This is a genomic window from Corynebacterium sp. TUM25020 (genome assembly GCF_056388495.1).
This window is the reverse complement of record NZ_JBWJFG010000001.1, coordinates 561,031-584,101: the sequence shown is the minus strand read 5'-3', so window position 1 is coordinate 584,101 and position 23,071 is coordinate 561,031. Positions and strand designations below refer to the sequence as shown.

Below are 23,071 nucleotides of genomic sequence, written 5' to 3'. Positions count from 1 at the left end.
ATTGGTCTTTCTATCCTAGCCCTCGAGCCTCGTATGCATCGAGGCCACGCCGGGCTAGGACTTTTAAGTTCTCGGCCAATGGTAGCGGTTCCAGCACTCGAATTCCGGGCGAAAAGCCAAGCAGGAAACGCATAAACCACTCGCCCGTGTTGGGCACGTCGACGACCAAGCGGGATTCATCCTCCACCACCCACATAGGGAAATATTCCAACATCCAACGCAGCGACTCATCCAGCTCTACCCGCGCCCATTCGTCGGTCTCCTCAAAGCCGAAGGGATCCTGCGGGTCGATGTCGGGTTGTACTTGAGGGGAGGCGGAACCCTCCTCGCCCAGGTCGAGCGCGTCGATGCGGGATAGCGCAAAAGTTTTTGTGGTGACGCCACCTTCCCGTGCCCAGAGGTAGTACTCACCGTCGACGAGAGCGACATGGTCCGGGTCTGCGATCCGGGACGTGAAGGTGTCGCTAGAAAGCGATTGGTAGTTGAAACTCACTTGACGGCGAGTTTGGATAGCTTCGGCAAGGCGACGTCGCAGTGGCAGAAAAGCCGGCGCAGAGGGGGTTGTCTCGGGGGTGAAAGCCTCCGTGTACTCGCGCCGGGCGCGCAGCAGAGTCTGAATCTTATCGCTGGCGGAGTCGATATTCTGCTGCATCTCCGGCGGTGCAGTCGACCGCAGAGCCTGCAAGTTCAACAACAGCACGCCAGCCTCCAGGCTGTTCAAGACGACCGGGTGGTCCAAACCGGCGGAGAACTTTACCGATGCACGCATTCGATCCACCGTCACCTCCACCGGCATGTCCAAAATGCTCTCGGGCATGCGGCACATGCTGACCTGTCCCAGTTCATGGGTGATCTGCGGGGTGGAAAGGCCCAAGGTGCGCGACGCTTCCATCAGGCTGCCGTCCGGATGATTACGGAACCAGGCCAAGACGGAAAGGGTGCGTAGGAATTGTTCGGCGTTGGAACGTGGTGGCGTCATGAAGCAGCCTCCTTGAGTACCGCTACGATAGCGGCGACAATATCCGGTGGCGAAGTGACCACGACCTGCGGGGCGTAAGCAGCCGCGGTCCGGATCAGCCAGTCGCGATCCACAGGCCCAATGGTGCCCGAGTCGTTAGTGAGGCGGCGGAGCTCCCAGGCTCCTTCGCCAGGAAATTCGACCGTGGCGGTGACCATCTGATGGCTGTTTTCCAAACCCTGCTCGATCAGCTGCTGCGGGGTACCCTGCGGACGCGGGTGCTGGGCGAACTCCGGCAAAGCGGAAACGGAGTCGATGCGCGCTAACCGGAAAGTGCGCTGTGCGCCACGGTCCAGGTCGAAACCCGTGACGTAAATAAGGCCATCCCGGGCGCCATAGGCCCAGGGCTCGAGGCGACGCTGCTGGGGATTGTCGACCAGCGAGGGATAGTAGTTGAAGGTCAGGACGAGACCGTTATCGAGGGCGCGGAAAATCGCGTCGATGGAGTCCCCATCCAAGGCTGTGTGATCCGGCACGCTTGGAATGGTTACCTCGCCGGAGGCGACACGGCGCTGCAGACCAGCGGCAGCCAATTTGGTGTAGGCGGACTGGGCAGCAGAAAGCATCTCCCCCGACTGTGCCCAACGGCTCGCCGCGGTGATGACAGTGGCTTCCCCATCGGTGAATTCAATGTCTGGCAGGAAGGACTGGGAGGAGTCGAGGGAAAGCAGATCCGTACCTCCGATGTGCACCCCGAGCGCTTCCAGATCCTTCCGGTCGCGCTCTAGCTGCTTTCGCGCGGAGTCGATGTTCACCTGCTGATAGCCTTCAACATTGGCCAAAATCCACTCGGGCGTGCGCGGCTTTTCGGAATTAATGAGTGCGATGACCAGATTAAATAGGCGCGTAGCGCCTGGTATCCAGTGAGTTTCAACGGGGCGGTTGCGATTCATCGGGCTTCCATAGAGGCAATAATACGATCGACATCCTCATCGGTCGTGGCAAAAGGATCGGCCAGCAGGGACTCCGCCCCGTTCTCGCCGTTGACCTTCACCCGCATCCAATCCACCGTATAAGACAACTCCGGGTGGGCACGAACAGCGGAAATGAAGCGTCCACGCACCGCGGCACGGGTGGTTTGTGGTGCCTGGCGTACCGCTTGCTCGATCTCCTCTGTCTCCAGCAATGTGCGAGCCAGGCCGCGGCGGGCCAACACGTGGAATAGGCCACGCGTCGGGTGGATGTCGTGGTACATCAAATCGATCTGTGCCAGGCGCGGGTCAATTGGATCCAGGCCGCGGGCAGCGGCCATGCGATCCAGCAGGGACTTCTTGATAACCCAGTCGATCTCAGTGGAGACCGGGGCGAAGTCGCCCGTGTCGAAGCAGTCCAGCACTCGGCCCCACAGATCCACCACGGGGGCTAGCTCAGCATTGGGGGTGCCCAGCTCCACGTCCTCACGATGAGCGAGATAGGCGCAGGCGGCGTCATAAAAAGCGCGCTGTACCTCCAACGGTGTGGCAGTCGAACCGCTGCGCAAGGCAATGTCCACCTGGCCGGTGAAGTCGCGGGCGATTTCGCGAATCGAGCGGATCTCATTAGCCATCTCGAAATCGGGCAGTGCGACGCCGGCTTCGATCATCTCCAACACCAGCAAGGTCGAGCCGACCTTCAGCGCTGTGGTGACTTCCGACATGTTTGAATCGCCAACGATAACGTGCAGGCGACGGTACTTGGCGGAATCGGCGTGCGGCTCGTCGCGGGTGTTGATGATTGGCCGCGATCGGGTGGTAGCGCTAGAGACGCCCTCCCAGACGTGGTCGGCGCGCTGGCTCATGGTGTAGCCGGGTCCGAAATTCTCGTTCGGCGCGCCGGGGTACGGGATGGCAAGTTTGCCCGCACCGCAGATGAGCTGGCGGGTAACCAAGAAAGGCAATAGCTGCTTACTGAGGCCTTTCAAGGGAATATCGCGGCTGACGAGGTAATTCTCGTGGCAGCCATAGGAGTTTCCCAGCGAGTCCGTGTTGTTCTTGAGCAAATAGACCTTGCCGCCGACGGCCTGCTCGGCGCGGTCGGCCAGCTCGTGCATCATGAGATCACCGGAGCGATCATAGGCGATTAGCTGGTGCAGGCTATCGCACTCCGCCGTGGCGAACTCCGGGTGTGCGCCAACGTCTAGATAAAGTCGCGAGGCATTCTCGGTGTAGATGTTCGAGCTGCGGTGCTTTTCCACCACAGGGGCGAAGAGTTTGCGGGCGATCTCGTCTGGGCCGAGGCGACGGGAAGAATCCTGCATGTTGGCGATCCCGTACTCGGTCTCCAGACCCATGATGCGGCGGCGAATAGCTGTCACTGTCCGCCCTTTTGCACGTAGGAGCGAACAAACTCCTCAGCGTTATTCTCTAGCAGTCCGTCGATTTCATCCAGAAGATCATCGGTGCCGGTGACGTTGACTTGCTGGGCGCCGGCGCCGGTGGTTTGTTCGATCGGTTGGTCGTCCTCACGCCGACCGCCGCCGGCGCTGACCTGTCCGCCCTGTGCCATGTTTAAACTTCCTTTCTGCCAACCCCGGAAACCTTCTCCGGGTTGATTTCCTTCAAGCCTGCCACGAGTTCGGAAATGCCGGGCCTAGTCCCGGACTCCAGCAGCGTTCGCAGCTCCAGCTGATTGAACCCGCGCGGATCGTCCATGGTGATCTGCACGACGCCGTCCGGGGTGTCCACGATAACGTTATCCCAGTTCGCCGAGAGGATATCCGCAGAGTAATTCGCCACCAGGTGGCCCCGCAGCCATGCGCGAGTTGAGGCCGGCGGGGTATCGACAGCGGAGGTGACCTCCGCAGGGTCGATAAAGGTACGCATCCGCCCCTTCTTAACCAGCGCGTGGTAAAGCCCGCGGCGCGGGTCGATATCCGAATATTGCAGGTCGACTAGCGCTAGGCGGGGGTCGGTCCACTCCAATCCGCGGGCACGGTAAGCGTTAATCAGCTGCAGCTTCGCCGTCCAATCCAGGCGGTCGGCGGTGGATAGCGGATCGGCCTGAAGATCGTCGAGGATCTGGCCCCACAGCTCATAGACCTCAAGATCGTCTCCACGCAGGTCCATGATCTCCCCCACGCGCTTGCGAATCTCCCGCTGCGTCTCGATGGCCGTTCGCTCAGCCTGGCCATAGAAGCGCAGGCGCGCAGTGCAATCCAGGTCGCGAGAAACGCGCTGGACGTCGGACACAGGCTCAAGCAAACGCAGATCACCGAAATAAGCACCCTGCGCCACGGCCGCGAGTACTAACGCAGTGGTTCCGAACTTCAGGTAGTTGGAGAACTCGCTGAGGTTCGCGTCTCCGATAATGACATGCAGACGACGCCACTTGTCCGCGTCCGCGTGGGGTTCATCGCGGGTGTTGACGATGCCACGGTTGAGCGTGGTCTCCAGTGAAATATCGGTTTCGATATAGTCGGCGCGCTGGCTGATCTGAAAGCCAGGCTGCTCGCCCTGCTGCCCCAGCCCAATGCGCCCCGCCCCACAGAACACCTGGCGGGTGACGAAGTGCGGGATCAGCGCAGCCTGTACATCTTCCACGTCCAGATCGCGCGGGTAGAGGTAGTTCTCGTGCGAGCCATAACTGGCACCCTTGCCATCGACGTTGTTCTTGTAGATCTTCAGTTCCGGCTCTGCGGCCTCGGCCGCGCGGTGCATGATGATGTCGCCGGCTTTGTCCCACACCACCGCGTCGTAAGCGGTCGTGGATTCCGGAGAGGAATACTCGGGGTGTGCATGGTCTACGTAGAAACGCGCGCCATTGGCAGTAATGACGTTCGCAGCCCCCAGCGCATTGGGATCTAAAACCGGTGCGCTCCCCCTGCGGTAGCGGCGCAGGTCAAAGCCGCGAATATCGCGCAAGGGCGATTCGCTTTCATAGTCCCAACGGGTGCGACGGTTCACCCCCTGTCCGCTGTGCTCCGCATAGGCCACGACGGCCTGGGTGGAGGTATGGATCGGGCTGGCTGTCGGATCGTCTACCGCGACAATGCCATACTCCGTTTCGGAGCCAATAATATGCGGTCCAAACAAAGTGCGAGCCTCCTAAACCCTCATTAAACCCTGTGTACGTCGATGTCTACGACGCGCTTCGTCCCATGGCCGTAGATTCGCGCCCACTCCGCCGGGTTCGTGGTGTCCGGCAGGTCCTCGGAATCGGCTACCTCTGCACGCACGGCTTCGGTCACGTGCTCTGGGCGCATGCCGTCGGAACCCTTATGCAGCGCGTCCTTGATAGCCAGCGTCTTCGCCCGATCCACGATGTTTGCCAACATTGCGCCGGAGACGAAATCTGCCCAGTACAGATCATCGCTCGTACCGTCGGCGTAGTGCAGCGTGACATAACGGTGCGTCTCATCCCGGGCGAATAGCTCGTCGACAATGCTGCGTCGCAGGGAGGCGACGGCGGCTTCATCGGAACCGGCTGCAGCGGAGAAGTCGGCGTCAATAGGAAGAGAAGCGTCGAGATGCTTGGATAGGATCGCTTCCGCGCCTTCCGCATCGGGGCGGGCAATACGGATTTTTACGTCGAGTCGGCCAGGGCGCAGGATGGCCGGGTCGATGAGCTCCTCGCGGTTCGATGCGCCGATGATGATGACATTGCCCGCGGCCTCCACACCGTCGAGCTCGGCGAGGAGCTGCGGAACGACTGTGGACTCCATATCAGAGCTCACACCGGTGCCGCGCGTGCGGAACAGCGCCTCCATCTCGTCGAAAAAGACGATCACCGGACGGCCGGAGCTAGCCACGCGGCGAGCCTGCTCGAAGATCAACCGGATCTGGCGCTCGGTCTCGCCGACGAATTTGTTCAGCAGCTCGGGTCCCTTGATGTTGAGGAAATAAGGGGAATCTGATTGCGCCAGAGAGTTCGCCACGGCCTTGGCAATGAGTGTCTTGCCATTACCGGGCGGGCCATAGAGCAGCACTCCCTTCGGCGGTCGAAGCCCGTAACGAGTGTAGATCTCGGGATGCAGGAACGGCAGTTCGACCGCGTCGCGGATCTGGGTGATCTGCTGGCCCAGGCCACCAATGTCGTCATAGGTGACATCCGGAACTTCCTCCAGGATGAGGTTGTTCGTCTCGGCTCGGGGCACTGCCTCGAAAGCCCAGCCGGATTTGCGATCCACAATGACGGAATCGCCGGTGGCCACGGTGCCAGCCAGTTCTGTGGTGGCCTTGACCACGAACTCCTCGCCCACCTTGTCGGCGATAATTAGGCGGTTACCCGTGACCTCCACTACCTGCGCGATATCGCCGAAGTCCGGTTGCCCCGTGACCTCCACGACCTGCTGGCCCTCCCCGAGGCGCACCATCGCGCCGGGAACCAGCTCGTGCTGTGGCACATGCGGCGAGACCATGAGCCGCATCCGGCGACCAGCCGTAAAGACCTCCGCACTGAGATCGCGGTTGGCTTCCAGCAGGGTGCCGTAGGTGCTGGGAGGTTCGGCCAGGGCTTCCAACCGGCCGTTCATTTCCTCCAGTTTCGCACGGCTGGCCTGCAGCAGCTCCACGAGCTTCGCGTTGCGCGCGCCGAGTTGCCGATTGGCGACCTGCAGCTCGCGCAGAGTTTGAGGTCCTTCCGCTGATGTGTGCTCGGTCATACTGACCAGTCTACTAACGGCGGGCGCGGCGTTGCGGTCGAGGTGCGGTGACGCCATCAGCCAGCCTGCGAGCCAGGATCAGAAATGCCGTGTGCGCGTTCATCCGGTGTTCGGGGCGGGTGGCCAGGCCGTCGACCTTCCACTCTCGTACCAGGGATTCCCACGCTTTGGGCTCGGTAAAGCAGCCGGTTTCGCGGATGCCCTCCATGACCTTCATGAGCTGCGGGACGGTGGCGACATAAGTCATAAATACGCCACCGGGAATAAGCACGTCCTTGACGGTATCCAGCATCTCCCAGGGCTCCAGCATGTCCAGCAGCACGCGGTCGACGTCGCCGACATCCTCCTTAGTGACGGTCTTTAAGTCACCCAGACGTAGATCCCAATTATCGGGGTGGCCACCGAAGTAGTCCTCCACATTGTCCTTGGCATAGGCCAGGTGATCTTCGCGGATTTCATAGCTAATGACCTTGCCTTTCGGTCCGACGGCGCGCAGCAGCCACGTACTCATGGCACCGGAGCCCGCGCCGGCCTCCAGTACGGTCGCGCCGGGGAAGATATCGCCTTCCACGAGGATCTGAGCGGCATCCTTTGGATAGATCACCGCTGCGCCACGAGGCATGGAAAGCACGTGGTCAACCAGCAGGTGACGGAAGCACAGGTACTCGCCTGCACCGGAGGACTTCACTACGGTTCCTTCGTGCTGACCGATAATGTCGTCGTGGCGGATCTCGCCCTTGTGGGTGAAGAAGCTTTCGCCTTGTGCGAGGGTAATTGTGAAGTGCCGGCGCTTGGCGTCGGTGAGCTGCACGCGGTCGCCTTCGGTGAAACGTCCGGAATAAGCCATATGGGATCTTCCTTCCTGCTTTAAGGGATCTGGTTCATTTTACTAGGCTGGTCAGGGTGATTAAGAAACTAGCCCTCTCCCCCTCCCGCGCCAACGACTACAAGCAGTGCCCGCTGCTGTATCGCTTCCGGGCGATTGACAAGTTGGAGGAGCCAAGCACCGTCGCACAGGTAAAGGGAACTCTGGTACATGCGGTGCTGGAGAATCTGCACCAGCTGCCACGGGAGCAGCGGACCTATCCGGCAGCGGTGAAGATGATCCGACCGGAGTGGGAGAAGATGCTGGCCAAAGACGACGAACTGGCCGAGCTGGTGCCGGAGCAATCCACTCTGGAATTTTGGGAGGAATGTCGCGAGCTGGTTAAGGGCTATTTTCAGATGGAAAACCCGGAGGGTTTTGACGCCCACGAGTGCGAACAATACGTGAATCTGACGCTGCCAAACGATGTCCCGGTGCGCGGTTTCATCGACCGGGTTGATATTGCCGAAACCGGTCAGGTGCGCGTGGTGGACTATAAGACCGGTAAGAAACCCGCGCCGCGTTTCGCCGATACTGCCCGATTCCAGATGCTGTTTTACGCCTTAGTGTGGTGGCGCATGACTGGCGAACTACCCACTCAGCTGCGATTGATGTATCTGAAAGTCAGCGACGATATGGTGCTAAGCCCCACTGCTAAGGAACTGGTTGCGTTTGAGCGTGAATTAGGCGAGCTGTGGCAGCGGATTATGGCTGATGTACGCAGCGGAGATTTCCAGCCGCGTACGACCAAGCTATGCGGTTGGTGCCATTTTCAAGACCTCTGCCCTGCCTTTGGTGGCACCCCGCCGGACTATCCCTCGGAGTTTTCCTCGCTGTAGTCCGTGTACAGCTTGCCCTGGAATGTCGGGTTCAGCAGGTTCTCCGGGCTCAAGACCTCGTCGAGGGTCTTTTCGTCAAGCAGGTCCATTTCCAGCACCAGGTCGCGCACGGACTTGCCAGTGCGGGCGGCCTCCTTACCGATCTTGTCACCGTTGTGGTGGCCGATCAGCGGGTTCAAGTAGGTAACGATGCCGATGGAGTCTTCCACATACTTGCGGCAGACATCGGCGTTGGCGGTAATGTCCACGACGCAAAGGGCACGCAGAGTGGTGCAGGCCCGAGCCAGGAAACGCACAGACTCGAAGACGCACTGTGCGATGACGGGCTCCATGACATTCAGCTGCAACTGACCGGACTCCGCGGCCATGGACACGGTCTGGTCGTTGCCGAAGACCTTGAAGCAGATCTGATTGACGACCTCGGGGATCACTGGGTTGACCTTGGCGGGCATGATGGACGAGCCCGCCTGTCGCTCCGGCAGGTTGATCTCATTGAGGCCAGCGCGTGGGCCAGAGGACAGCAGGCGCAGGTCGTTACAGATCTTGGACAGCTTCATGGCCACGCGCTTCACTGCGGCGTGGGCGTTGACATAGGCGCCGGTGTCGCTGGTTGCCTCGATGAGGTCGCGGGCGGGCTCGATCTTCAGTCCACTGACTTCGCTCAGCGCGCGGATGACAGCGCTCTGGTAACCGGGTGGGGTGTTGACGCCGGTACCGATGGCGGTGGCGCCGAGGTTCATCTCACGGAGCTGTGCCTGCGCGCGTTCCAGCTGTAGGCGCTCCTCGGCGATGTTGTAGCCAAAAGCGCGGAACTCCTGACCGAGGGACATAGGCACCGCATCCTGTAGCTGGGTGCGCCCCATTTTGAGGATGTTGCGGAATTCGTGACCCTTCGCCAGGAAGGCGCGCTCCAGGGCATCGAGGTGCATGATGAGCTGGTCGATGGCGAAGTGCAGTCCCAGGCGGAAGCCGGTCGGATACGCATCGTTGGTGGACTGGGACATGTTGACGTCATCGTTGGGGTTGATGATGTCGTAGGAGCCCTTCGGATGGCCGAGATATTCCAATGCCAGGTTGGCGATGACTTCATTGGTGTTCATGTTCACACTGGTGCCGGCGCCACCCTGGAACACGTCGATCGGGAACTGATCCATGCAACGGTGCTCTTCCAACACCTGATCGCAAGCCCAGATAATGGCCTTCGCCTTCTCATCTGGCAGGGCGAAGACCTCGTTGTTGGCAATCGCGGTGGCCTTCTTCACCATCACCATGCCTCGGATAAACTCCGGAATCTGGTTGATAGTGGTGCGGGAAACCTGGAAGTTATCGACCGCGCGGAGGGTGTGCACGCCGTAATAAGCGTGATCCGGAACCTCCATGGTTCCCAGGAGATCTTCCTCGGTGCGGAAGCTCTTTGCAGCTCGCGCCAGCTGGGAGTGTGTTTCAGCCGACGTGATGATATCGGTGGAGCTGACGACATTGTCGCCGTGAACCTTTGCCGCTGCTGCAGAGGGGATTGGTTGATCAGTCACGATTCGTCCTCATGGGTGTTGGGGATAAAGATCTTTCCCCTACCCTAACGAATTGTGACTAGATGCGAGCAATCCGTATGTCGGTGGCCAAAATAGCCTCTGCGCCGAGGGCAGAAAGTTCGTCCATTAGGGAGTTTGCCTGCGTTTTCGGCACCATTGCACGGACGGCTACCCAGCTGTCGTTGGCCAGAGGGGATACGGTTGGAGCGGACAAGCCCGGGGTGATAGCAGCAACCTTCTCAAGGTTCTTGCGATCCACGTTGTAGTCCAGCATCACGTAGTTGTGTGCGTGCAGAATGCCCTGGATACGGTTGATCAACACTTGCTGCTCAGCGGTGACCTCCGCTCCCTTTCGCCCCACAATTACGGCCTCGGAGACACACAGCGCGTCGCCGAAGGGCTTGAGTCCCTGCTGGCGCAAGGTACGACCGGTGGAGACCACATCGGCGATGACATCCGCTACGCCCAGGCGGATAGAAATCTCAACAGCTCCGTCCAGACGGATCACCTGCGCATCTAGACCGCGTGCGGCGAGATCCTTGCGCACCAAGTTTGGGTAACTCGTGGCAATGCGCTTCCCATCAAGCTGCTCCACCGTCCACTCTTCATCCTTCGGGGCGGCGTAGCGGAACGTCGAGGCGCCAAAACCCAGAGCCAGCAGCTCGTCGACCTCTTCTCGGGTATCGGCGGCCAAGTCACGACCGGTAATACCGATGTCCAGGTGTCCGGAGGCAATGTAAATGGCAATGTCCTTAGGGCGCAGGAAGTAAAACTCCACGCCATTGGCCTCGTCGGTGATCGTCAGAGACTTGGAATCACCTCGGGTGGCATAGCCAGCTTCCTTCAGGATGGATGTTGCCTTCTCGGACAGGGAGCCCTTGTTGGGCACTGCGACGCGCAGCATGATCGTCGTGACTGCCTTTCTTGCTTAGAGGAACTTGTAGACGTCAGCGGGAGTCAGGCCCCGGCCAACCATGACTACCTGTAGCCAGTACAGAAGCTGGGAAATCTCCTCGGCCAGCTCCTCATCGGACTCGTACTCCGCGGCTAGCCATACCTCACCAGCCTCCTCAATGATCTTCTTGCCCTGGAAATGCACTCCGGCGTCCAGAGCCTTGACCGTGCCAGACCCTTCCGGGCGCTCCTTGGCGCGGGAAGAAAGCTCAGCGAAAAGGGAATCGAAGGTTTTGAGTTCTTGTTCGTTTACGTCGTCCACATCTTCTATTGTGGCAGATCGCACACCAGCCGGTGCAGTGTGCCCTAGGTCTGCGTAGATCTGGCGCAGATCATGTAGCGTGAAGCCTTCCAGATCCTGCACTCCCCCGCGCAGCTCAGCCAAGGTGTGCACATTATCGGGAATTGCGGTGCCTGCGTCCGTTGGGGCTCCAAGCACTCGGCAGCCAGCATCCCGCGCGGCAGTCATACCGGTTGTGGAATCCTCCACTACCAGGCATTCATCCGGCGAAAAGCCAAAGCGCTCGGCAGCGGTGGCATAGATATCAGGGGCGGGCTTGCCATGTGGAACCTCGTCGCCGCACAGGGTGAAGTCGAAAAATTCCCGTCCGATGGATTCCAGGGAGAGCTCCGTCAACGCGCGGTTGGTATTGGTTACCAACGCCATGGGGAAACCGGTGGCTTTGGCCTCGGTGAGAATGTCCCGGATCCCAGGGCGGAACTCTAATTGCCGCGATAGGAGCTCGCCGACGCGCGTGTACATAAAGTTCAACCACTCCGCCTTGGCGGCGTCATCGAGTACTAACCCCGCATGCTCGGCGCAAATTTCGACGGTTGTGGGGGTTGTCGCGCCCACCGTCCGCTCGCGGACCTCGGGCGTTAGTGGACGCCCCATTTTCTCGCCCATTTCGAAAGTTGCGATGCCCCATAGCGGTTCGGAATCGACCAGGGTGCCGTCCATGTCCCAAAGTATTGCTTTCATGATGAGCCTCAGTTTAGGACAAACCCGTCGCCCGCCCTCGACCATATGCGATAGTAAGTGACGTAGGACACACCTATGAAAGGAACAGCATGAGCAAGCAGTCGGCTTACTTCATACCTGGCGAGGCTAAGGAAGAAGGTGGCCAGATATACCGCAACTATCACCCCACCCGTCACACCGAAAGTCCATGGGGGCCGGGCTTTCAACACGGCTCCCCTCCTGCGGCACTCATCGCCACTGTATTGGAGGACGGTGCGCGCGATGCTGGACTGTCTTTGCAGGAAGGCCGCTTCAGCCGCATGACCGTGGAAATCCTCGGCGCCGTGCCACTGGGCGAGTTGCAAACCACTGCCCGGGTGGTGCGTCCGGGAAAGCGCATCAGCTTCCTCGAGGCAGTCGTCACAGACGTCACGGGCCGCGAGTACATCCGCGGCTCCGGATGGTGGATTCGCCGCGGGGACACCACGGAAATTGAGCGCACCGTCGGTGAGTCCATGCCCGGCCCACACGCTGCCGAGGACGGAACCGAGTTCCTCGAACGCTGGGCAAGCGGCTATATCGATTCGATCGATGTACGCAAGGCAGACCTGGAAGACAGGCAGCTGGAGGTTGCCACAAAGCGCAACCCCGCAATCTACTGGTCGCGTACGCAGCTGCCTGCTGTGGCTGGCAAGGAAGATTCCACCTGGGTACGGCTCATGAAGACCGTGGACATTGCCAATGGCCTGAACAACCTATTGGATACCGACAAGTGGACGTACATGAACGTCGATACCACCGTCTACCTGCACCACGAGATGCGCGGTGACTGGCTGGGGCTAAGCGCCGAGGCGAACTATGGTACCGACGGCATTGGTACGACGGTCACCCGCATCTATGACCAACAGGGGCTCATCGGCACCTGCAACCAGGCAATTATGCTGGCGCCGCGTTAGCTTTCGCAGACGGCCTCGGCCTGGTTGGCCACGAAGATCTCATCGGCATCGAGATCCACGGCCAACTTCTCGACCAGGGCGAGCAGATCCTTGATCTCCTCGTCCTCTAACAGCGCGTCCTCGTGACGGGCGGAGAGCTCCTTGAGCTTCGAAATGTGCTGCGTGATGACAGTGGTGATCGCCAAAGTGGTGGCGTTGGGCTGCTCCTCCGCACTGTCCTCAGTGTTTTGCAGCTGCAAGGTGGCCGCGATCTTGTTCAACTCTGCCTCGTCGCTAGCTGCCACGGACTGTGCAGCCTGCAGCATACCGTCGATGATTCCCTCGGCTTCGTCCACCGCAGACTCCGGGTACGGAGCCTCCCAGAATTCGCGATCCTCGTCACGGAGGTAACTTCCCGTCGCCATTTGGCGCAGGTTGTCGATGAACTCTTCACGGGCATCGGTGGTGGCTGTGCTCAGCTGTGTGGTGCTCATAAGAGATAGTGTGCCCTCTAAACGCTAGAGGCGCACGCCCAACAGCGCATCGATAGCGGTTTTTATTTCTGACGCCGCAGCCTCATCCCCTGCCGCGCCCGGCTTAACTGCCACTGCCCAGTCGTCGAGAGCCTCCAATGCGCCTGCGGTATCGAGGTCATTAGCCAGACAGCGACGCACGGTGGCGACGAGCTCACGAGCCTCATCCAGGCTGGTGGAGCCCGTGCCTAGGGCTTGCCGCCAGAGGGCAATCCGATGTTCGGCTTGTGCCAGCACATCGCCGGTCCAGTCGCGGTCTTGACGATAGTGGCCCGCGTACACCCCGAGGCGAATCGCAGCCGGTTCGTGTCCGGCGGCAGTGAGCTTGGAAACAAAAACGAGGTTGCCCAGGGACTTGCTCATCTTCGTCCCGTTTAGACCGATCATGCCGGTGTGTACATAGTGGTGCGCCATGCGCTCTACCTCGTGGGCTGCTTCTGCATGGGTGGCGGAAAACTCATGGTGTGGAAAGCGTAGGTCGCTGCCACCGCCCTGGATGGCAAATGGTGCGCCCAGACGATTCACCGCAATGGCTGAGCATTCGATGTGCCAGCCGGGGCGTCCAGGGCCAAAGTGCGAATCCCACTTCGGCTCCCCTTCCCGGTGCGCGCGCCACAGGAGCGCGTCCATCGGGTGGCGCTTGCCGGGGCGTTCCGGGTCTCCCCCGCGTTCGGCAAAGAACTCGGCCATCTGCTCCTCGTTATAGCGTGACTCGTAACCAAACTGCGGCAAGAAGGTGTAGTCAGCGTAGATGTCCGGGTACTCGTCATCTTCCAGCTGGTAAGCAGCGCCGACCTCCAGGAGCTTGGCCACCATCTCGATAACCTCGTCGATGGATTCCATCGCGCCAATATAGTCGCGGGGCGGAATGACGGCCAGATCCTTCATATCGGAGCGGAACAGGTCAATTTGGCTGCTTCCGAGATCCTGCCAATCAACCCCGTCACGTTCAGCGCGTTCGAACAACGGATCGTCCACGTCGGTGATGTTTTGTACGAAGTGCACGCTGTGCCCCGCAGTGCGCAGATAGCGGTGAATCAGATCGAAGGTGAGATAAGTCGCGGCATGCCCCAGATGAGTTGAATCGTATGGGGTGATGCCGCAGACATACATACCTACCTCGTCTCCGGAGAGGTCGACGGGCTTGAGAACATCGTCGGCAGCGTCATACAGGCGAAGCTGTGGGGCTTCGCCCGGCAGCTGTGGGACTTCCGGTTCCGGCCAAGAGTGCATGGCAATCGATTCTAAGCTTGCAGCACGCCGAATGCGAGTAGACCCATTACGGCCAGGCCTAGCGGGATACGCCACAGTGCAAACCAGGCAAAGGAGTGGTGGGCCACGAACTTCAGCAGCCACGCAATCGACGCATAGCCCACTGCAAAAGCAATGGCCGTGCCCACGAACAATTGGGCGCCCGAGGCGGCCTGTCCGGCGTCGGGACTAAAGGCGTCGGGAAGAGAGAAAAGCCCCGAGGCCAGAACGGCAGGGATGGCGAGCAAGAAAGAGTAACGGGTGGCGACCTCACGGTCGAGGTTGAGGAAGAGGCCCGCCGAGACAGTGCCGCCGGAGCGGGAAACACCCGGGATTAGTGCCAGGCACTGAGCGAAACCCATGATGATGGAATCACGCATGGTGAGCTCGCCAAAGCTGCGTTCCCGGCGCCCCATGCGCTCGGCGAGGATGAACACGAAGGAGAAAACCACAAGCATGGTCGCGGTGATCCACAGGTTGCGTAGGTTATCCCGGATGAGGTCCTTGCCTAGGTAACCCAGAATGGCTACGGGCAGGGTGCCAACGATGACCATCCAGCCCATGCGATAGTCGAATTGGCTGCGGAACTCACGACGGCCGTGCTTACCGGTAAGGTCGGTGATCCATTCCCACATGCCCCGACACCACGCGCTGGCGATATTCCAGATGTCCTTGGCGAAGAACACCAACACCGCCAGTTCAGTTCCCAGCTGTATGACGGCGGTAAACGATGCTCCGGCATCCTCGCCCCACAGCAAGGTAGAGAAAATGCGTAGGTGTCCAGACGAAGAAACCGGCAGGAACTCCGTTAGGCCCTGGATGAGCGACAGAATGATTGTCTGCGCCCAAGTCATGTCTGTAGTCATGGGGACAAAGCCTAGTCCTTTCGGCCCGCCTTGACGGTGTGACGTGGCCGGGCTGGTAGCGTTGGTGTTTGTGAATGTGCACGTCAATCGCTTTACCCGTACCTTTTGTATGACCGCCGTGGCTGCTCTGGCCATGGGAACCCTTTCCGCCTGTGGATCCGATGACGATGTCGAGGGCGCTCCGGTTGCCGGTGAACCTGCAGAGCCACAGGATGGACCTGATTCCGCGCCCGGATCTGGTGATTCTGTAGACGTGAAGAGCCCGGTACTAGGTGCCGCGCGCGTTAGCCTTTCTGCCGACGAGAACGCACCGGGTGCGAATGCGGTGGCGGTGCTCACGAAGGGCAAAGTGCACTTTATTGACGCCGCAAATCCCAGTGCAGAACCGCGCCAGATAGACGTTGACGATTCCTGTGACAACATCTCCTCCTCCGCCACCGGCGTGGCTGTGGCTTGTCAGGATAAGGCCATTGAGCTGGGCGCAGATGGGAAGGAAAAACGCCACCTGGACGTAGAAGGCAAGGTGACGACCGTGACCTTCCTGGACAATGGAAAGGCCGTGCTGGGCAAAGCGGGAGAAGATAAGGCTCGTTTCTTTGATGACAAGGGTGGAGAGACCGGCAACGCCATTGTGAGCCGTAGCCTGGACCAGGTTGTATTGGTCAAACCGCATGACCGTGGCCAGCGCGCAGCACTGATTGACCGCGGGCAAACCAGCATCAACGATGTGGACGTGGACGATGGTTCGTTGAACGCTTCTCTCCGTATCGGACAGGGTGTGGGGCAGGTTGCCTCTGGGCGTGGCGACGACGGTGTGGTTGTGGCCAGCGATGCTCGTCAAGGACAACTGCTGATCTACACCATGAATGATGTGGTGCGTCTACACCAGGCCACTCCGATCAAGACACCCTGGGGTGTCACATGGGATGCACAGCGGAAGCTTGCGTGGGTGTCCTCCACCAGTAGTAACGACGTCAAGGCCTATCGCATCGACAGTGGCGTGCCAGTAAAGGCTGCCCAGGTAAAGACTCAGAGCAAGGTTCGCGGGGTTTTCGACGCTGCCAATGGGGCGCTGGTGACCGTGGCGGAAAACGGCAAGGTGAACATCGTCAGTGCGAAGGAGATTGAGGAGAACCTCAAGTCGATGAAGAGCCAGGCCAAGGATGACTATCCGGTGAAGCGGGACTAGAAACGGGACGAAAAAGAGGAGCACACAATGTTGAAGAAGATCCGCCACAGCGCTTATCAAGCTGCGCTGAAGGGAATGTTTACGCTGCGCCCTGAGCGCATTCATGGGCTGATGTCCCGAGGCCTACAGCAGGTGGCGGGCTCCAGGACGGCACTGTCGGCACTCGATGGGACGCTAGTAGTGCACGATGAATCGCTGAGTCAGAAGATTGCCGGGCTGAATTTCCCCCGGCCGCTTGGCCTAGCCGCGGGCTTCGACAAGGACGCCAAGGAAGTCAACGCGTGGGGGCCGCTGGGCTTCGGCTTCGCGGAGATCGGCACCGTTACCGCATTGGCGCAGCCGGGTAACCCTACCCCACGCCTGTTCCGCCTTCCGGCGGACAAGGCAATCCTCAACCGAATGGGGTTCAACAATGAGGGGTCTCGTGCCGCGGCCATGCGCCTACAGAAGCGCAACACCGACATTCCGGTGGGCGCGAACCTGGGTAAGTCCAAGATCGTGGCCGCCGAACTTGCGGATCGCGACTACCGTGAGTCCGCTAAAGCTATCGGTGGGGTGGCCGACTACTTGGTCATCAACGTCTCCTCCCCCAACACCCCGGGTTTGCGGGATCTACAGGCCGTGGAATCACTGCGGCCCATCATCCGCGCTGTACAGGAGGAAAGCTCCAAACCTTTGTTCGTAAAGATCGCCCCAGACCTCAGCGACGAGGATATCGACAAGGTCTGCGACCTGGCGATCGAAATGGGAGTGACCGGGTTGATCGCGACGAACACCACCATTAGTCGCGAGGGGCTGCAAACCCCGGCACATGAGGTGCAGGCCATGGGGGCTGGCGGTATCTCCGGTGCGCCAGTGGCGGCCCGCGCACTAGAGGTCTTGCGCCGCTTAGCAGCGCGAGCCGACGGAAAGCTAGTGCTGATCGGCGTGGGCGGAATCGACTCCCCGCGTGCAGCATGGGAGCGAATTTGCGCTGGCGCGAGCCTGATCCAGGGCTATACGCCGTTCATCTACGGTGGGCCGGATTGGATCCGCGAGATTCACCAGGGCCTTGCCGCGCAGCTTAAAGCCCACGGCCTGCAGAACATTGCAGAGGCCGTGGGCAGCGAGTTGCCGTGGAAGGAAGCCTAGTTTTCGGCCCAGCCCCACAGAATGCCACGAGCGGTGGCCTTAAAGTTCAGGTTAAAACCGAGGACGGTACAGGTCTGACGGTCGTCGATGTCCAGCTCCTCGCCCACTGCGTGGACCGCGAATAGGTAGCGGTGCGGACCATGACCCGCCGGCGGGTTAGCGCCGTAGTAACCCCAGGATCGGGAATCGCCGCGTAGCGCCACTGCTCCTTCTGGTAGGCCGCTGAGGTCTGCGTCCCCTGCACCGAGAGGCAGGGAGGTAACATCCGCTGGAATATTAAAGACTGCCCAGTGCCAGAAGCCACTGGCCGTAGGGGCGTCGGGATCAAAACAGGTCACCGCGTACGTCTTGGTGCCCTCCGGCCCCTTAGACCAGCTCAGCTGGGGCGAAACATCGTTGCCGCCCAGTTGATCCTCCGGCAGGCGATCGCCGTCAGCAAAGGTTTCGCTGGTCACCTGCAACGGCGGCAGATCCGTCAGCGGCGCGTAGGGATCGGGGCCGGGGAAGCGATCATCGATGTAGGTGGGCTGGTGTTGTGCATTGTTTTCGGACATAGCCCCACGCTAGTCAAAGCTTCTCGCGGGTGCACTAAAGTGCTTATTCCAACACAACTATCTCGTTCTGACCTGCATATTTGTGTAAATCCCGCCCTTGGCATTAAAGTGACGGGAGTTGCTACCACACATGTGGTGAGCGCCTAACCTTGTCCGGGTGGCGGAATGGCAGACGCGCTAGCTTGAGGTGCTAGTGTCCTATTAACGGACGTGGGGGTTCAAGTCCCCCTCCGGACACAACATGAAAATCCCACGCTTTGTAGCCAGCGCCTTCAGCGCGTGGTGGGGGTTGAAGCTACGGTATCGCTTTCTAAGCGTTCTCGTACCCATTCTTCTGGTGGCCTTCGTTTATTTCGTTCCAAAGCCTGCCGTCAGCGATATCCGAGCTTGGGTGGCGTCTACCGGCCCTTGGGCTCCGTTGACCTACCTGCTGCTTATGGTCGGCTTTACACAGCTGCCACTACCCCGCACGATGTGGACTATCGCTGCCGGTGTGATGTTCGGCCCCCTCTGGGGTTCCATCCTGGCTTTAACGGGCGTAGGCATTTCTGGTGCGCTGTCGCTAATGCTGGTGCGTGCAGTGGGAGGCACCTGGGTGGAGAAGAAAACCCGCAGCGATAAGCGCATTCAGCTGCTGCAGGAGCGTATCGCCGAGCGCGGTTGGATTGCTGTTTTGGGCCTGCGTATGGTCCCTCCGATCCCCTTTTCGCTTCTTAACTACGCCTGCGGACTTAGCCTTATACCTTTCGTCCCGTACCTCGCTGCGACGGTTGTGGGATCGGCTCCGAATACGATCGCCACGGCTATGGCCTCTGATGCTCTGGCAATGGGGGGCCGACCCTGGATTCTGCTCGTGAGTTTTGTTGTGGTCTGTGTTGGTTTTGCCCTGGCAGCCAACGAGATTCGGCTCTGGCGACGCCTCAGCAAAGTCAGCAAGGCTAATGAAGTAAATTAATACTTATGTTTGCCGTGTATGCCGCGTATAGGGGCCGCTCTCAGCGTCGTGGGGAATATGTACGCGATGTCGCGGCGGCGCTGGAGCAGTCCTCGATGGTTGATTCCGTGGAGATGAAGGGCATTGACGACTTCGTCTGTATTGCGCCCGGCCCGGATGAGGCTGGTGGATTGGTGCTCTCTTTACTGCAGGCGGGTGACTTCGCGCTCGGCATTGGCACGGTGGTGTCGGATGTAGATGGTGACGCCCCGTCCTCCGCTGCCGAAGCTATAGGCGCCGCGACGCGCGCGGTTCAGCGCTCTCAGCGCGCAGGCGCAGTCTCGGTACGGATTGAAAAACCTGGGCCGGGAGGAGTTATAGCACCAGGATTGGCTGCGGAAGTGGCCCAGGATATCGCGGCGGCTTTCACCCTTTTGGCGCACGTATTGGCGCGACGTACCAAGGAAGGCCGGGAGGCCACTGCTCTGCTGCGCGCTGGTCATTTGCAGGCCGAGGCTGCGGAGATTGTGGGAATTAGCAAGCAGGCCATGAGCCAGCGGCTGGCCGCCGCCGGGTGGCATGCGGAACAGGCCGGCTGGACTTTGGCGGTGCACATGCTGGCCAGGGCCGATGAGCTAAGAAATTAGCCCTGATTGTAGGGATTATTGGGGTAATCGCCGGTAGGGTGCTGCTGCTCGGGGGTAGAAGCCGGTGGCTCATCGACCGGATCCACAGGCTTATTTGCCACGGCGTTGGCAGCGGCCACGGCCTCGGCAATCTCCGGCGAAGAAGCAGTGTTGAACCAATCCGAGGAGCTCGACTCGTTGGCCTGCTCGCGAGTGGCGTCATCCACAGGCTTCGGTTCGTAGCGGAACACGCCCTCGTCGTCCTTCTTAGCCAGCGCCTTGGCGAATTGCTCGAGGGAGTCGCCGAATTGCATTGGGATCATCCAGGTCTTGTTGGCAGAGCCCTTCGCCATTTCCGGTAGCTTTTCCAGGTACTGGTAGGCCAGTACCTCCGGGGTTACTTGAGCGGACTTGATGGCAGCATTGACCTTCTGAATGGCCTTGGCTTCGCCCTGTGCCTCGAGGTACCGGGCTGCACGGTTACCTTCGGCACGCAGGATTGCGGCTTGGCGCTCAGCCTCGGCTGCCAGGATGTGTGCGTGCTTTTCGCCTTCGGCGGAAAGAATGCGTGCCTGCTTTTCACCCTCGGCCGTCTTAATGTCCGATTCGCGGCGCCCCTCGGCCGTGAGGATCATGGCGCGCTTTTCGCGGTCAGCCTTCATCTGCATCTCCATCGACTGCTGGATGGATGCCGGCGGATCGATGGCTTTTAGTTCAACGCGGGAAATGCGCAGACCCCATTTCGTGGTGGCCGCGTCGAGCTCGCCGCGCAGGCGGCGATTGATGACCTCGCGGGAGGTCAGGGTTTCCTCCAGGGTCATGCCGCCAACCACATCGCGCAGGGTAGCCACGGAAATCTGTTCCACGCCCACGATGTAGTTGTTCACGCCGTAAATGGCGCGAGCCGGATCGTTGATCTGGAAGGTCACCACCGTGTCGATGGCGACGGTCAGGTTATCTTGGGTAATTACAGCCTGCGGTGGAAAGCTTACGACCTGCTCACGAGTGTCGACCTTGGCGCGAATACGATCGATAAAGGGGACTAGGAGCGTCAAACCACCAGACACAGTGCGGGTATAAGTACCCAAGCGCTCAATAACGGCCGCCTCGCCCTGCGGGATAAGGGCAACCATTTTGACTACCAGCGTCACGATGATGATCAATAAGACCACCAGGAAAATCGTAAAGTTCATAAGCCTCAAGCACTCTCTAGTTGTTCTTCCACACGACGGCCGTCGTGCCGTCAATTTCTAACACTTGCACCGTTTCCCCCTGGGTATAGCGATCCCCTGGGTTCGCCGATCGCGCCGACCATAGCTCGCCGGCAACGCGCACCATACCGCCGTGCTGCACTTCGTCCGAGACTGGTTCGATGACTTCGGCCCTTTGCCCCTGCAACTCGTTGACGTCGAAAGTTTGAACCGAACGAGCGCGGAGGAGGCGCTTGCGCAGAATGGGTCGGATCGCCAGGACAGTTGTCAGAGAGGCGATGCCGAAAACGACAATCTCCAGCCATATGGGAATGCCCGCCAAAGACACGCCGGCTGTGATCAGCGCAGCCGCACTGAGCATCAGCAAAGACATATCAGCTACCAGAAGCTCCCCTAGGGCGAGGAGTCCAGCTGCGATTAACCAAATGATCGGACCCATGCTTCCGATCCTAATGGTTGGGTCAGTACTCTGGTGGAACCGTCACGAAATCGATCAGTCGTTCCACTGCCCCGATCAGTGTCGAATCGAGGTCGCGAAACGTCTTAGCTGCACGGGCTACACGACGCCAGCCATCCTGTGGGGTGCCCCACCCCAGTTCCTGGCACACTCCGGTCTTCCAATCTATTCCGCGGGGAATCTGTGGCCACGCACGGATGCCCACACTGGCGGGCTTCACGGCTTCCCAGATATCGATATATGGGTGGCCGGTGACCATCACATGCGGTCCCAGGGACTCGGTCAGGCGAGCCTCCTTCGTCCCCTCCACGAGGTGATCGGCCAACACGCCGACGCGGCGGGTGGCTGACGGCTGGAACTCGGCCAGGCGTTCAGGAAGGTTATCGAGGCCCTCCAAGTACTCCACAACCACACCTTCCACGCGCAGATCATGCCCCCAGACTTGTTCGACGATGGCGGCGTCGTGGATACCCTCCACCCAGATGCGGGAGGGTGCCGCCACCTTCGCTTGCAAGCCTTCCACGCGCCGTGAACCAGAATTGGAGGTTCGCTTCTTCGGAGGGAGCGACCTGGGATCTACAAATCGAGTCAAGGTAATTGGCTTGCCTTCAAGCAGAAAAGCGCCTTCGCGGAGCTTGAAAAGGCGGGTCTTTCCATAGCGGTCCTCCAAGCGAATGAAGTCACCGTCGGCAGTCTTCTCCCCGCCCACTACCGCACCGACGAAATCATCGGCAATCACTTCCACCACCATGCCCAACTCCGGAGTTACACGCGGGAAGGTGGGTTTTTGGTTGCGGGCGTGACCCTGCAAGATATCACCGTAATTGAAGCTCATGGGCAACCAGCTTAGGCTAGGAAAAATGACTGATCCGGTACCGACGTGGCTTGGGGCGCAACTGTGGTCGCCCGTCCAGAACACCTCCCTGTGGTTGGCGTGGTGGTTGCACGGGATTATCAGTGCAGACGAGGTGATCGACGCCTTCCATGCCACCCAGGGCAAGCATCATCGTTTGGAGCCGGACGGCGGCGGACTCGTGGAGTTGTTAGCGCAAGTTCGTGCAGTGACGAACGACGCGCCCATCGGGTTGGACGAGCGTCCACTGATTCAACTGATGCTCTCCGGCCCCGGCGACGCGGCGCTTCTACCGGTGGGGGTCGAGGGGGCGTCACTTATCGTCGCTGATCGCGACCCTTTAGTGAGCCACGTACTGAGCCCTGAAGTTATCGACGTCCACTTGGTCAGTTGGTCGTGGCATCAGGTGGAAGGCGCTACCCCACCCCTGCCGGTCTATTCTCCTGGTGAGGCTGATCAGTTGCTGCGTGAGGCTGCCAACAAGGCGACAGCATTGGTGAGAGCTACAGGGCATGTGCCGATGGGTGCAGCGGCTTTTCAACGAGCAGAGTTAGCGGTTGGAGCGCTCGATGATGCGTTTGGATTACCGGGGATGCCGCCGGGAGTGCCGAATCGGGCGGCCAAATTGATGGCCAGGGCTGACCATGTGGCGGCGATTGTGGAAGTTACGAAGCGCTCGGCTGTGGGCGCGAGCCTGGACCCCCATATAATGCCAATGCTCCGGGCAGTAAGGACTGCCCGGATGGTGGCTGTGGACTACGCGCAGCGCGAATTGCTGCGGTAG

The 23,071-nt window shown here is 60.1% G+C and carries 24 protein-coding genes and 1 tRNA gene; 8 read left to right on the top strand and 17 right to left on the bottom strand.

Going from position 1 to position 23,071, the window contains the following annotated elements:
• Positions 1-10 precede the first annotated feature (10 nt).
• From AC05K6_RS02615 to AC05K6_RS02585, 7 genes are read right to left on the bottom strand one after another with little or no spacing between them, the layout of a single operon-like run.
• Positions 11-979, bottom strand: coding sequence for a helix-turn-helix transcriptional regulator (locus AC05K6_RS02615; protein WP_476727681.1), 969 nt, complete (start codon positions 977-979; stop codon positions 11-13).
• Positions 976-1,911, bottom strand: coding sequence for a helix-turn-helix transcriptional regulator (locus AC05K6_RS02610; protein WP_476727680.1), 936 nt, complete (start codon positions 1,909-1,911; stop codon positions 976-978). Before AC05K6_RS02610 ends, AC05K6_RS02615 begins: the two co-directional genes overlap by 4 nt.
• Positions 1,908-3,311 carry a Pup--protein ligase gene (pafA, locus tag AC05K6_RS02605; protein ID WP_293791219.1) on the bottom strand — a complete coding sequence of 468 codons (1,404 nt, stop codon included), beginning with the start codon at positions 3,309-3,311 and terminating at the stop codon, positions 1,908-1,910. Before pafA ends, AC05K6_RS02610 begins: the two co-directional genes overlap by 4 nt.
• Positions 3,308-3,502: a ubiquitin-like protein Pup gene (locus tag AC05K6_RS02600; RefSeq protein WP_476727679.1), complete on the bottom strand. Its 195-nt coding sequence runs from the start codon at positions 3,500-3,502 to the stop codon at positions 3,308-3,310. The genes pafA and AC05K6_RS02600 overlap by 4 nt, the downstream gene beginning before the upstream one ends.
• Positions 3,503-3,504: 2 nt before the next feature.
• Entirely contained in the window at positions 3,505-5,028 is a 1,524-nt protein-coding gene (gene dop / locus AC05K6_RS02595) for a depupylase/deamidase Dop (RefSeq protein WP_476727678.1), read from the bottom strand.
• Between the two features lie 23 nt (positions 5,029-5,051).
• Positions 5,052-6,596, bottom strand: coding sequence for a proteasome ATPase (arc, locus tag AC05K6_RS02590; RefSeq protein WP_476727677.1), 1,545 nt, complete (start codon positions 6,594-6,596; stop codon positions 5,052-5,054).
• A gap of 13 nt (positions 6,597-6,609) precedes the next feature.
• On the bottom strand, positions 6,610-7,443 hold the full coding sequence (locus AC05K6_RS02585) for a tRNA (adenine-N1)-methyltransferase (protein WP_293791223.1): 834 nt from the start codon (positions 7,441-7,443) through the stop codon (positions 6,610-6,612).
• 56 nt (positions 7,444-7,499) lie between these two features.
• Between AC05K6_RS02585 and AC05K6_RS02580 the strand changes: the two genes are divergently transcribed.
• Positions 7,500-8,300, top strand: a complete 801-nt coding sequence (locus tag AC05K6_RS02580) for a RecB family exonuclease (RefSeq protein ID WP_476727676.1) — start codon at positions 7,500-7,502, stop codon at positions 8,298-8,300.
• On the opposite strand, the gene aspA is transcribed toward AC05K6_RS02580, so the two are convergent.
• The 3 genes from aspA to AC05K6_RS02565 are packed head-to-tail and all read right to left on the bottom strand — an operon-like array spanning position 8,273 to position 11,768.
• Positions 8,273-9,832, bottom strand: a complete 1,560-nt coding sequence (gene aspA / locus AC05K6_RS02575; RefSeq protein ID WP_476727675.1) for an aspartate ammonia-lyase — start codon at positions 9,830-9,832, stop codon at positions 8,273-8,275. The two genes, AC05K6_RS02580 and aspA, sit on opposite strands and share 28 nt — an antisense overlap.
• A gap of 58 nt (positions 9,833-9,890) precedes the next feature.
• Positions 9,891-10,736, bottom strand: a complete 846-nt coding sequence (hisG, locus tag AC05K6_RS02570; RefSeq protein WP_293791226.1) for an ATP phosphoribosyltransferase — start codon at positions 10,734-10,736, stop codon at positions 9,891-9,893.
• A 24-nt stretch (positions 10,737-10,760) separates the two neighbouring features.
• Positions 10,761-11,768: a phosphoribosyl-ATP diphosphatase gene (locus AC05K6_RS02565; protein WP_476727674.1), complete on the bottom strand. Its 1,008-nt coding sequence runs from the start codon at positions 11,766-11,768 to the stop codon at positions 10,761-10,763.
• 89 nt (positions 11,769-11,857) lie between these two features.
• On the opposite strand from AC05K6_RS02565, the gene AC05K6_RS02560 reads away from it, so the two are divergent.
• Positions 11,858-12,703 carry a thioesterase family protein gene (locus AC05K6_RS02560; RefSeq protein WP_476727673.1) on the top strand — a complete coding sequence of 282 codons (846 nt, stop codon included), beginning with the start codon at positions 11,858-11,860 and terminating at the stop codon, positions 12,701-12,703.
• Here the strand turns inward: AC05K6_RS02560 and AC05K6_RS02555 are convergent.
• From AC05K6_RS02555 to AC05K6_RS02545, 3 genes are read right to left on the bottom strand one after another with little or no spacing between them, the layout of a single operon-like run.
• Complete coding sequence (locus AC05K6_RS02555; protein ID WP_293791229.1) at positions 12,700-13,176, bottom strand: hypothetical protein; 477 nt, start codon at positions 13,174-13,176, stop codon at positions 12,700-12,702. The two genes, AC05K6_RS02560 and AC05K6_RS02555, sit on opposite strands and share 4 nt — an antisense overlap.
• A gap of 24 nt (positions 13,177-13,200) precedes the next feature.
• Positions 13,201-14,448, bottom strand: a complete 1,248-nt coding sequence (mshC, locus tag AC05K6_RS02550; protein ID WP_476727672.1) for a cysteine--1-D-myo-inosityl 2-amino-2-deoxy-alpha-D-glucopyranoside ligase — start codon at positions 14,446-14,448, stop codon at positions 13,201-13,203.
• An 11-nt stretch (positions 14,449-14,459) separates the two neighbouring features.
• Positions 14,460-15,332: an undecaprenyl-diphosphate phosphatase gene (locus tag AC05K6_RS02545; protein ID WP_448307686.1), complete on the bottom strand. Its 873-nt coding sequence runs from the start codon at positions 15,330-15,332 to the stop codon at positions 14,460-14,462.
• A 70-nt stretch (positions 15,333-15,402) separates the two neighbouring features.
• Between AC05K6_RS02545 and AC05K6_RS02540 the strand changes: the two genes are divergently transcribed.
• Together AC05K6_RS02540 and AC05K6_RS02535 are read left to right on the top strand one after the other, a co-directional pair.
• Positions 15,403-16,521 carry a hypothetical protein gene (locus tag AC05K6_RS02540; RefSeq protein ID WP_476727671.1) on the top strand — a complete coding sequence of 373 codons (1,119 nt, stop codon included), beginning with the start codon at positions 15,403-15,405 and terminating at the stop codon, positions 16,519-16,521.
• Positions 16,522-16,548: 27 nt separating this feature from the next.
• Complete coding sequence (locus AC05K6_RS02535) at positions 16,549-17,652, top strand: quinone-dependent dihydroorotate dehydrogenase (protein WP_476727670.1); 1,104 nt, start codon at positions 16,549-16,551, stop codon at positions 17,650-17,652.
• Here AC05K6_RS02535 and AC05K6_RS02530 read toward each other — a convergent pair.
• The gene (locus tag AC05K6_RS02530) at positions 17,649-18,206 is read right to left on the bottom strand and encodes a YbhB/YbcL family Raf kinase inhibitor-like protein (RefSeq protein ID WP_476727669.1); all 558 of its coding nucleotides are present in this window, start codon (positions 18,204-18,206) and stop codon (positions 17,649-17,651) included. The genes AC05K6_RS02535 and AC05K6_RS02530 overlap by 4 nt on opposite strands.
• 151 nt (positions 18,207-18,357) lie before the next feature.
• On the opposite strand from AC05K6_RS02530, the gene AC05K6_RS02525 reads away from it, so the two are divergent.
• The 3 genes from AC05K6_RS02525 to AC05K6_RS02515 all read left to right on the top strand — a co-directional run bounded on the left by AC05K6_RS02525 (position 18,358) and on the right by AC05K6_RS02515 (position 19,787).
• Positions 18,358-18,443, top strand: a tRNA-Leu gene (locus tag AC05K6_RS02525).
• A gap of 100 nt (positions 18,444-18,543) precedes the next feature.
• Positions 18,544-19,161 carry a TVP38/TMEM64 family protein gene (locus tag AC05K6_RS02520; RefSeq protein WP_476727668.1) on the top strand — a complete coding sequence of 206 codons (618 nt, stop codon included), beginning with the start codon at positions 18,544-18,546 and terminating at the stop codon, positions 19,159-19,161.
• Between the two features lie 5 nt (positions 19,162-19,166).
• Positions 19,167-19,787 (top strand): DNA-binding protein, encoded by a 621-nt coding sequence (locus AC05K6_RS02515; protein ID WP_448307683.1) that lies wholly within the window; start codon positions 19,167-19,169, stop codon positions 19,785-19,787.
• Here AC05K6_RS02515 and AC05K6_RS02510 read toward each other — a convergent pair.
• From AC05K6_RS02510 to AC05K6_RS02500, 3 genes are read right to left on the bottom strand one after another with little or no spacing between them, the layout of a single operon-like run.
• Positions 19,784-20,959 (bottom strand): SPFH domain-containing protein, encoded by a 1,176-nt coding sequence (locus AC05K6_RS02510; protein WP_293791237.1) that lies wholly within the window; start codon positions 20,957-20,959, stop codon positions 19,784-19,786. The two genes, AC05K6_RS02515 and AC05K6_RS02510, sit on opposite strands and share 4 nt — an antisense overlap.
• Positions 20,960-20,975: 16 nt before the next feature.
• Complete coding sequence (locus AC05K6_RS02505) at positions 20,976-21,416, bottom strand: NfeD family protein (protein ID WP_293791238.1); 441 nt, start codon at positions 21,414-21,416, stop codon at positions 20,976-20,978.
• A 22-nt stretch (positions 21,417-21,438) separates the two neighbouring features.
• The gene (locus tag AC05K6_RS02500) at positions 21,439-22,269 is read right to left on the bottom strand and encodes a DUF3097 domain-containing protein (RefSeq protein ID WP_476727667.1); all 831 of its coding nucleotides are present in this window, start codon (positions 22,267-22,269) and stop codon (positions 21,439-21,441) included.
• Between the two features lie 25 nt (positions 22,270-22,294).
• On the opposite strand from AC05K6_RS02500, the gene AC05K6_RS02495 reads away from it, so the two are divergent.
• Complete coding sequence (locus AC05K6_RS02495) at positions 22,295-23,071, top strand: hypothetical protein (RefSeq protein ID WP_476727666.1); 777 nt, start codon at positions 22,295-22,297, stop codon at positions 23,069-23,071.

Coding starts and splice junctions, on each gene's coding strand:
- AC05K6_RS02615 (WP_476727681.1), bottom strand. CDS start 979: ATGACGCCACCACGTTCCAACGCCGAACAATTCCTACGCACCCTTTCC.
- AC05K6_RS02610 (WP_476727680.1), bottom strand. CDS start 1,911: ATGAATCGCAACCGCCCCGTTGAAACTCACTGGATACCAGGCGCTACG.
- AC05K6_RS02600 (WP_476727679.1), bottom strand. CDS start 3,502: ATGGCACAGGGCGGACAGGTCAGCGCCGGCGGCGGTCGGCGTGAGGAC.
- arc (WP_476727677.1), bottom strand. CDS start 6,596: ATGACCGAGCACACATCAGCGGAAGGACCTCAAACTCTGCGCGAGCTG.
- AC05K6_RS02585 (WP_293791223.1), bottom strand. CDS start 7,443: ATGGCTTATTCCGGACGTTTCACCGAAGGCGACCGCGTGCAGCTCACC.
- hisG (WP_293791226.1), bottom strand. CDS start 10,736: ATGCTGCGCGTCGCAGTGCCCAACAAGGGCTCCCTGTCCGAGAAGGCA.
- AC05K6_RS02565 (WP_476727674.1), bottom strand. CDS start 11,768: ATGAAAGCAATACTTTGGGACATGGACGGCACCCTGGTCGATTCCGAA.
- AC05K6_RS02560 (WP_476727673.1), top strand. CDS start 11,858: ATGAGCAAGCAGTCGGCTTACTTCATACCTGGCGAGGCTAAGGAAGAA.
- AC05K6_RS02555 (WP_293791229.1), bottom strand. CDS start 13,176: ATGAGCACCACACAGCTGAGCACAGCCACCACCGATGCCCGTGAAGAG.
- mshC (WP_476727672.1), bottom strand. CDS start 14,448: ATGCACTCTTGGCCGGAACCGGAAGTCCCACAGCTGCCGGGCGAAGCC.
- AC05K6_RS02545 (WP_448307686.1), bottom strand. CDS start 15,332: ATGACTACAGACATGACTTGGGCGCAGACAATCATTCTGTCGCTCATC.
- AC05K6_RS02535 (WP_476727670.1), top strand. CDS start 16,549: ATGTTGAAGAAGATCCGCCACAGCGCTTATCAAGCTGCGCTGAAGGGA.
- AC05K6_RS02530 (WP_476727669.1), bottom strand. CDS start 18,206: ATGTCCGAAAACAATGCACAACACCAGCCCACCTACATCGATGATCGC.
- AC05K6_RS02515 (WP_448307683.1), top strand. CDS start 19,167: ATGTTTGCCGTGTATGCCGCGTATAGGGGCCGCTCTCAGCGTCGTGGG.
- AC05K6_RS02510 (WP_293791237.1), bottom strand. CDS start 20,959: ATGAACTTTACGATTTTCCTGGTGGTCTTATTGATCATCATCGTGACG.
- AC05K6_RS02505 (WP_293791238.1), bottom strand. CDS start 21,416: ATGGGTCCGATCATTTGGTTAATCGCAGCTGGACTCCTCGCCCTAGGG.
- AC05K6_RS02500 (WP_476727667.1), bottom strand. CDS start 22,269: ATGAGCTTCAATTACGGTGATATCTTGCAGGGTCACGCCCGCAACCAA.
- AC05K6_RS02495 (WP_476727666.1), top strand. CDS start 22,295: ATGACTGATCCGGTACCGACGTGGCTTGGGGCGCAACTGTGGTCGCCC.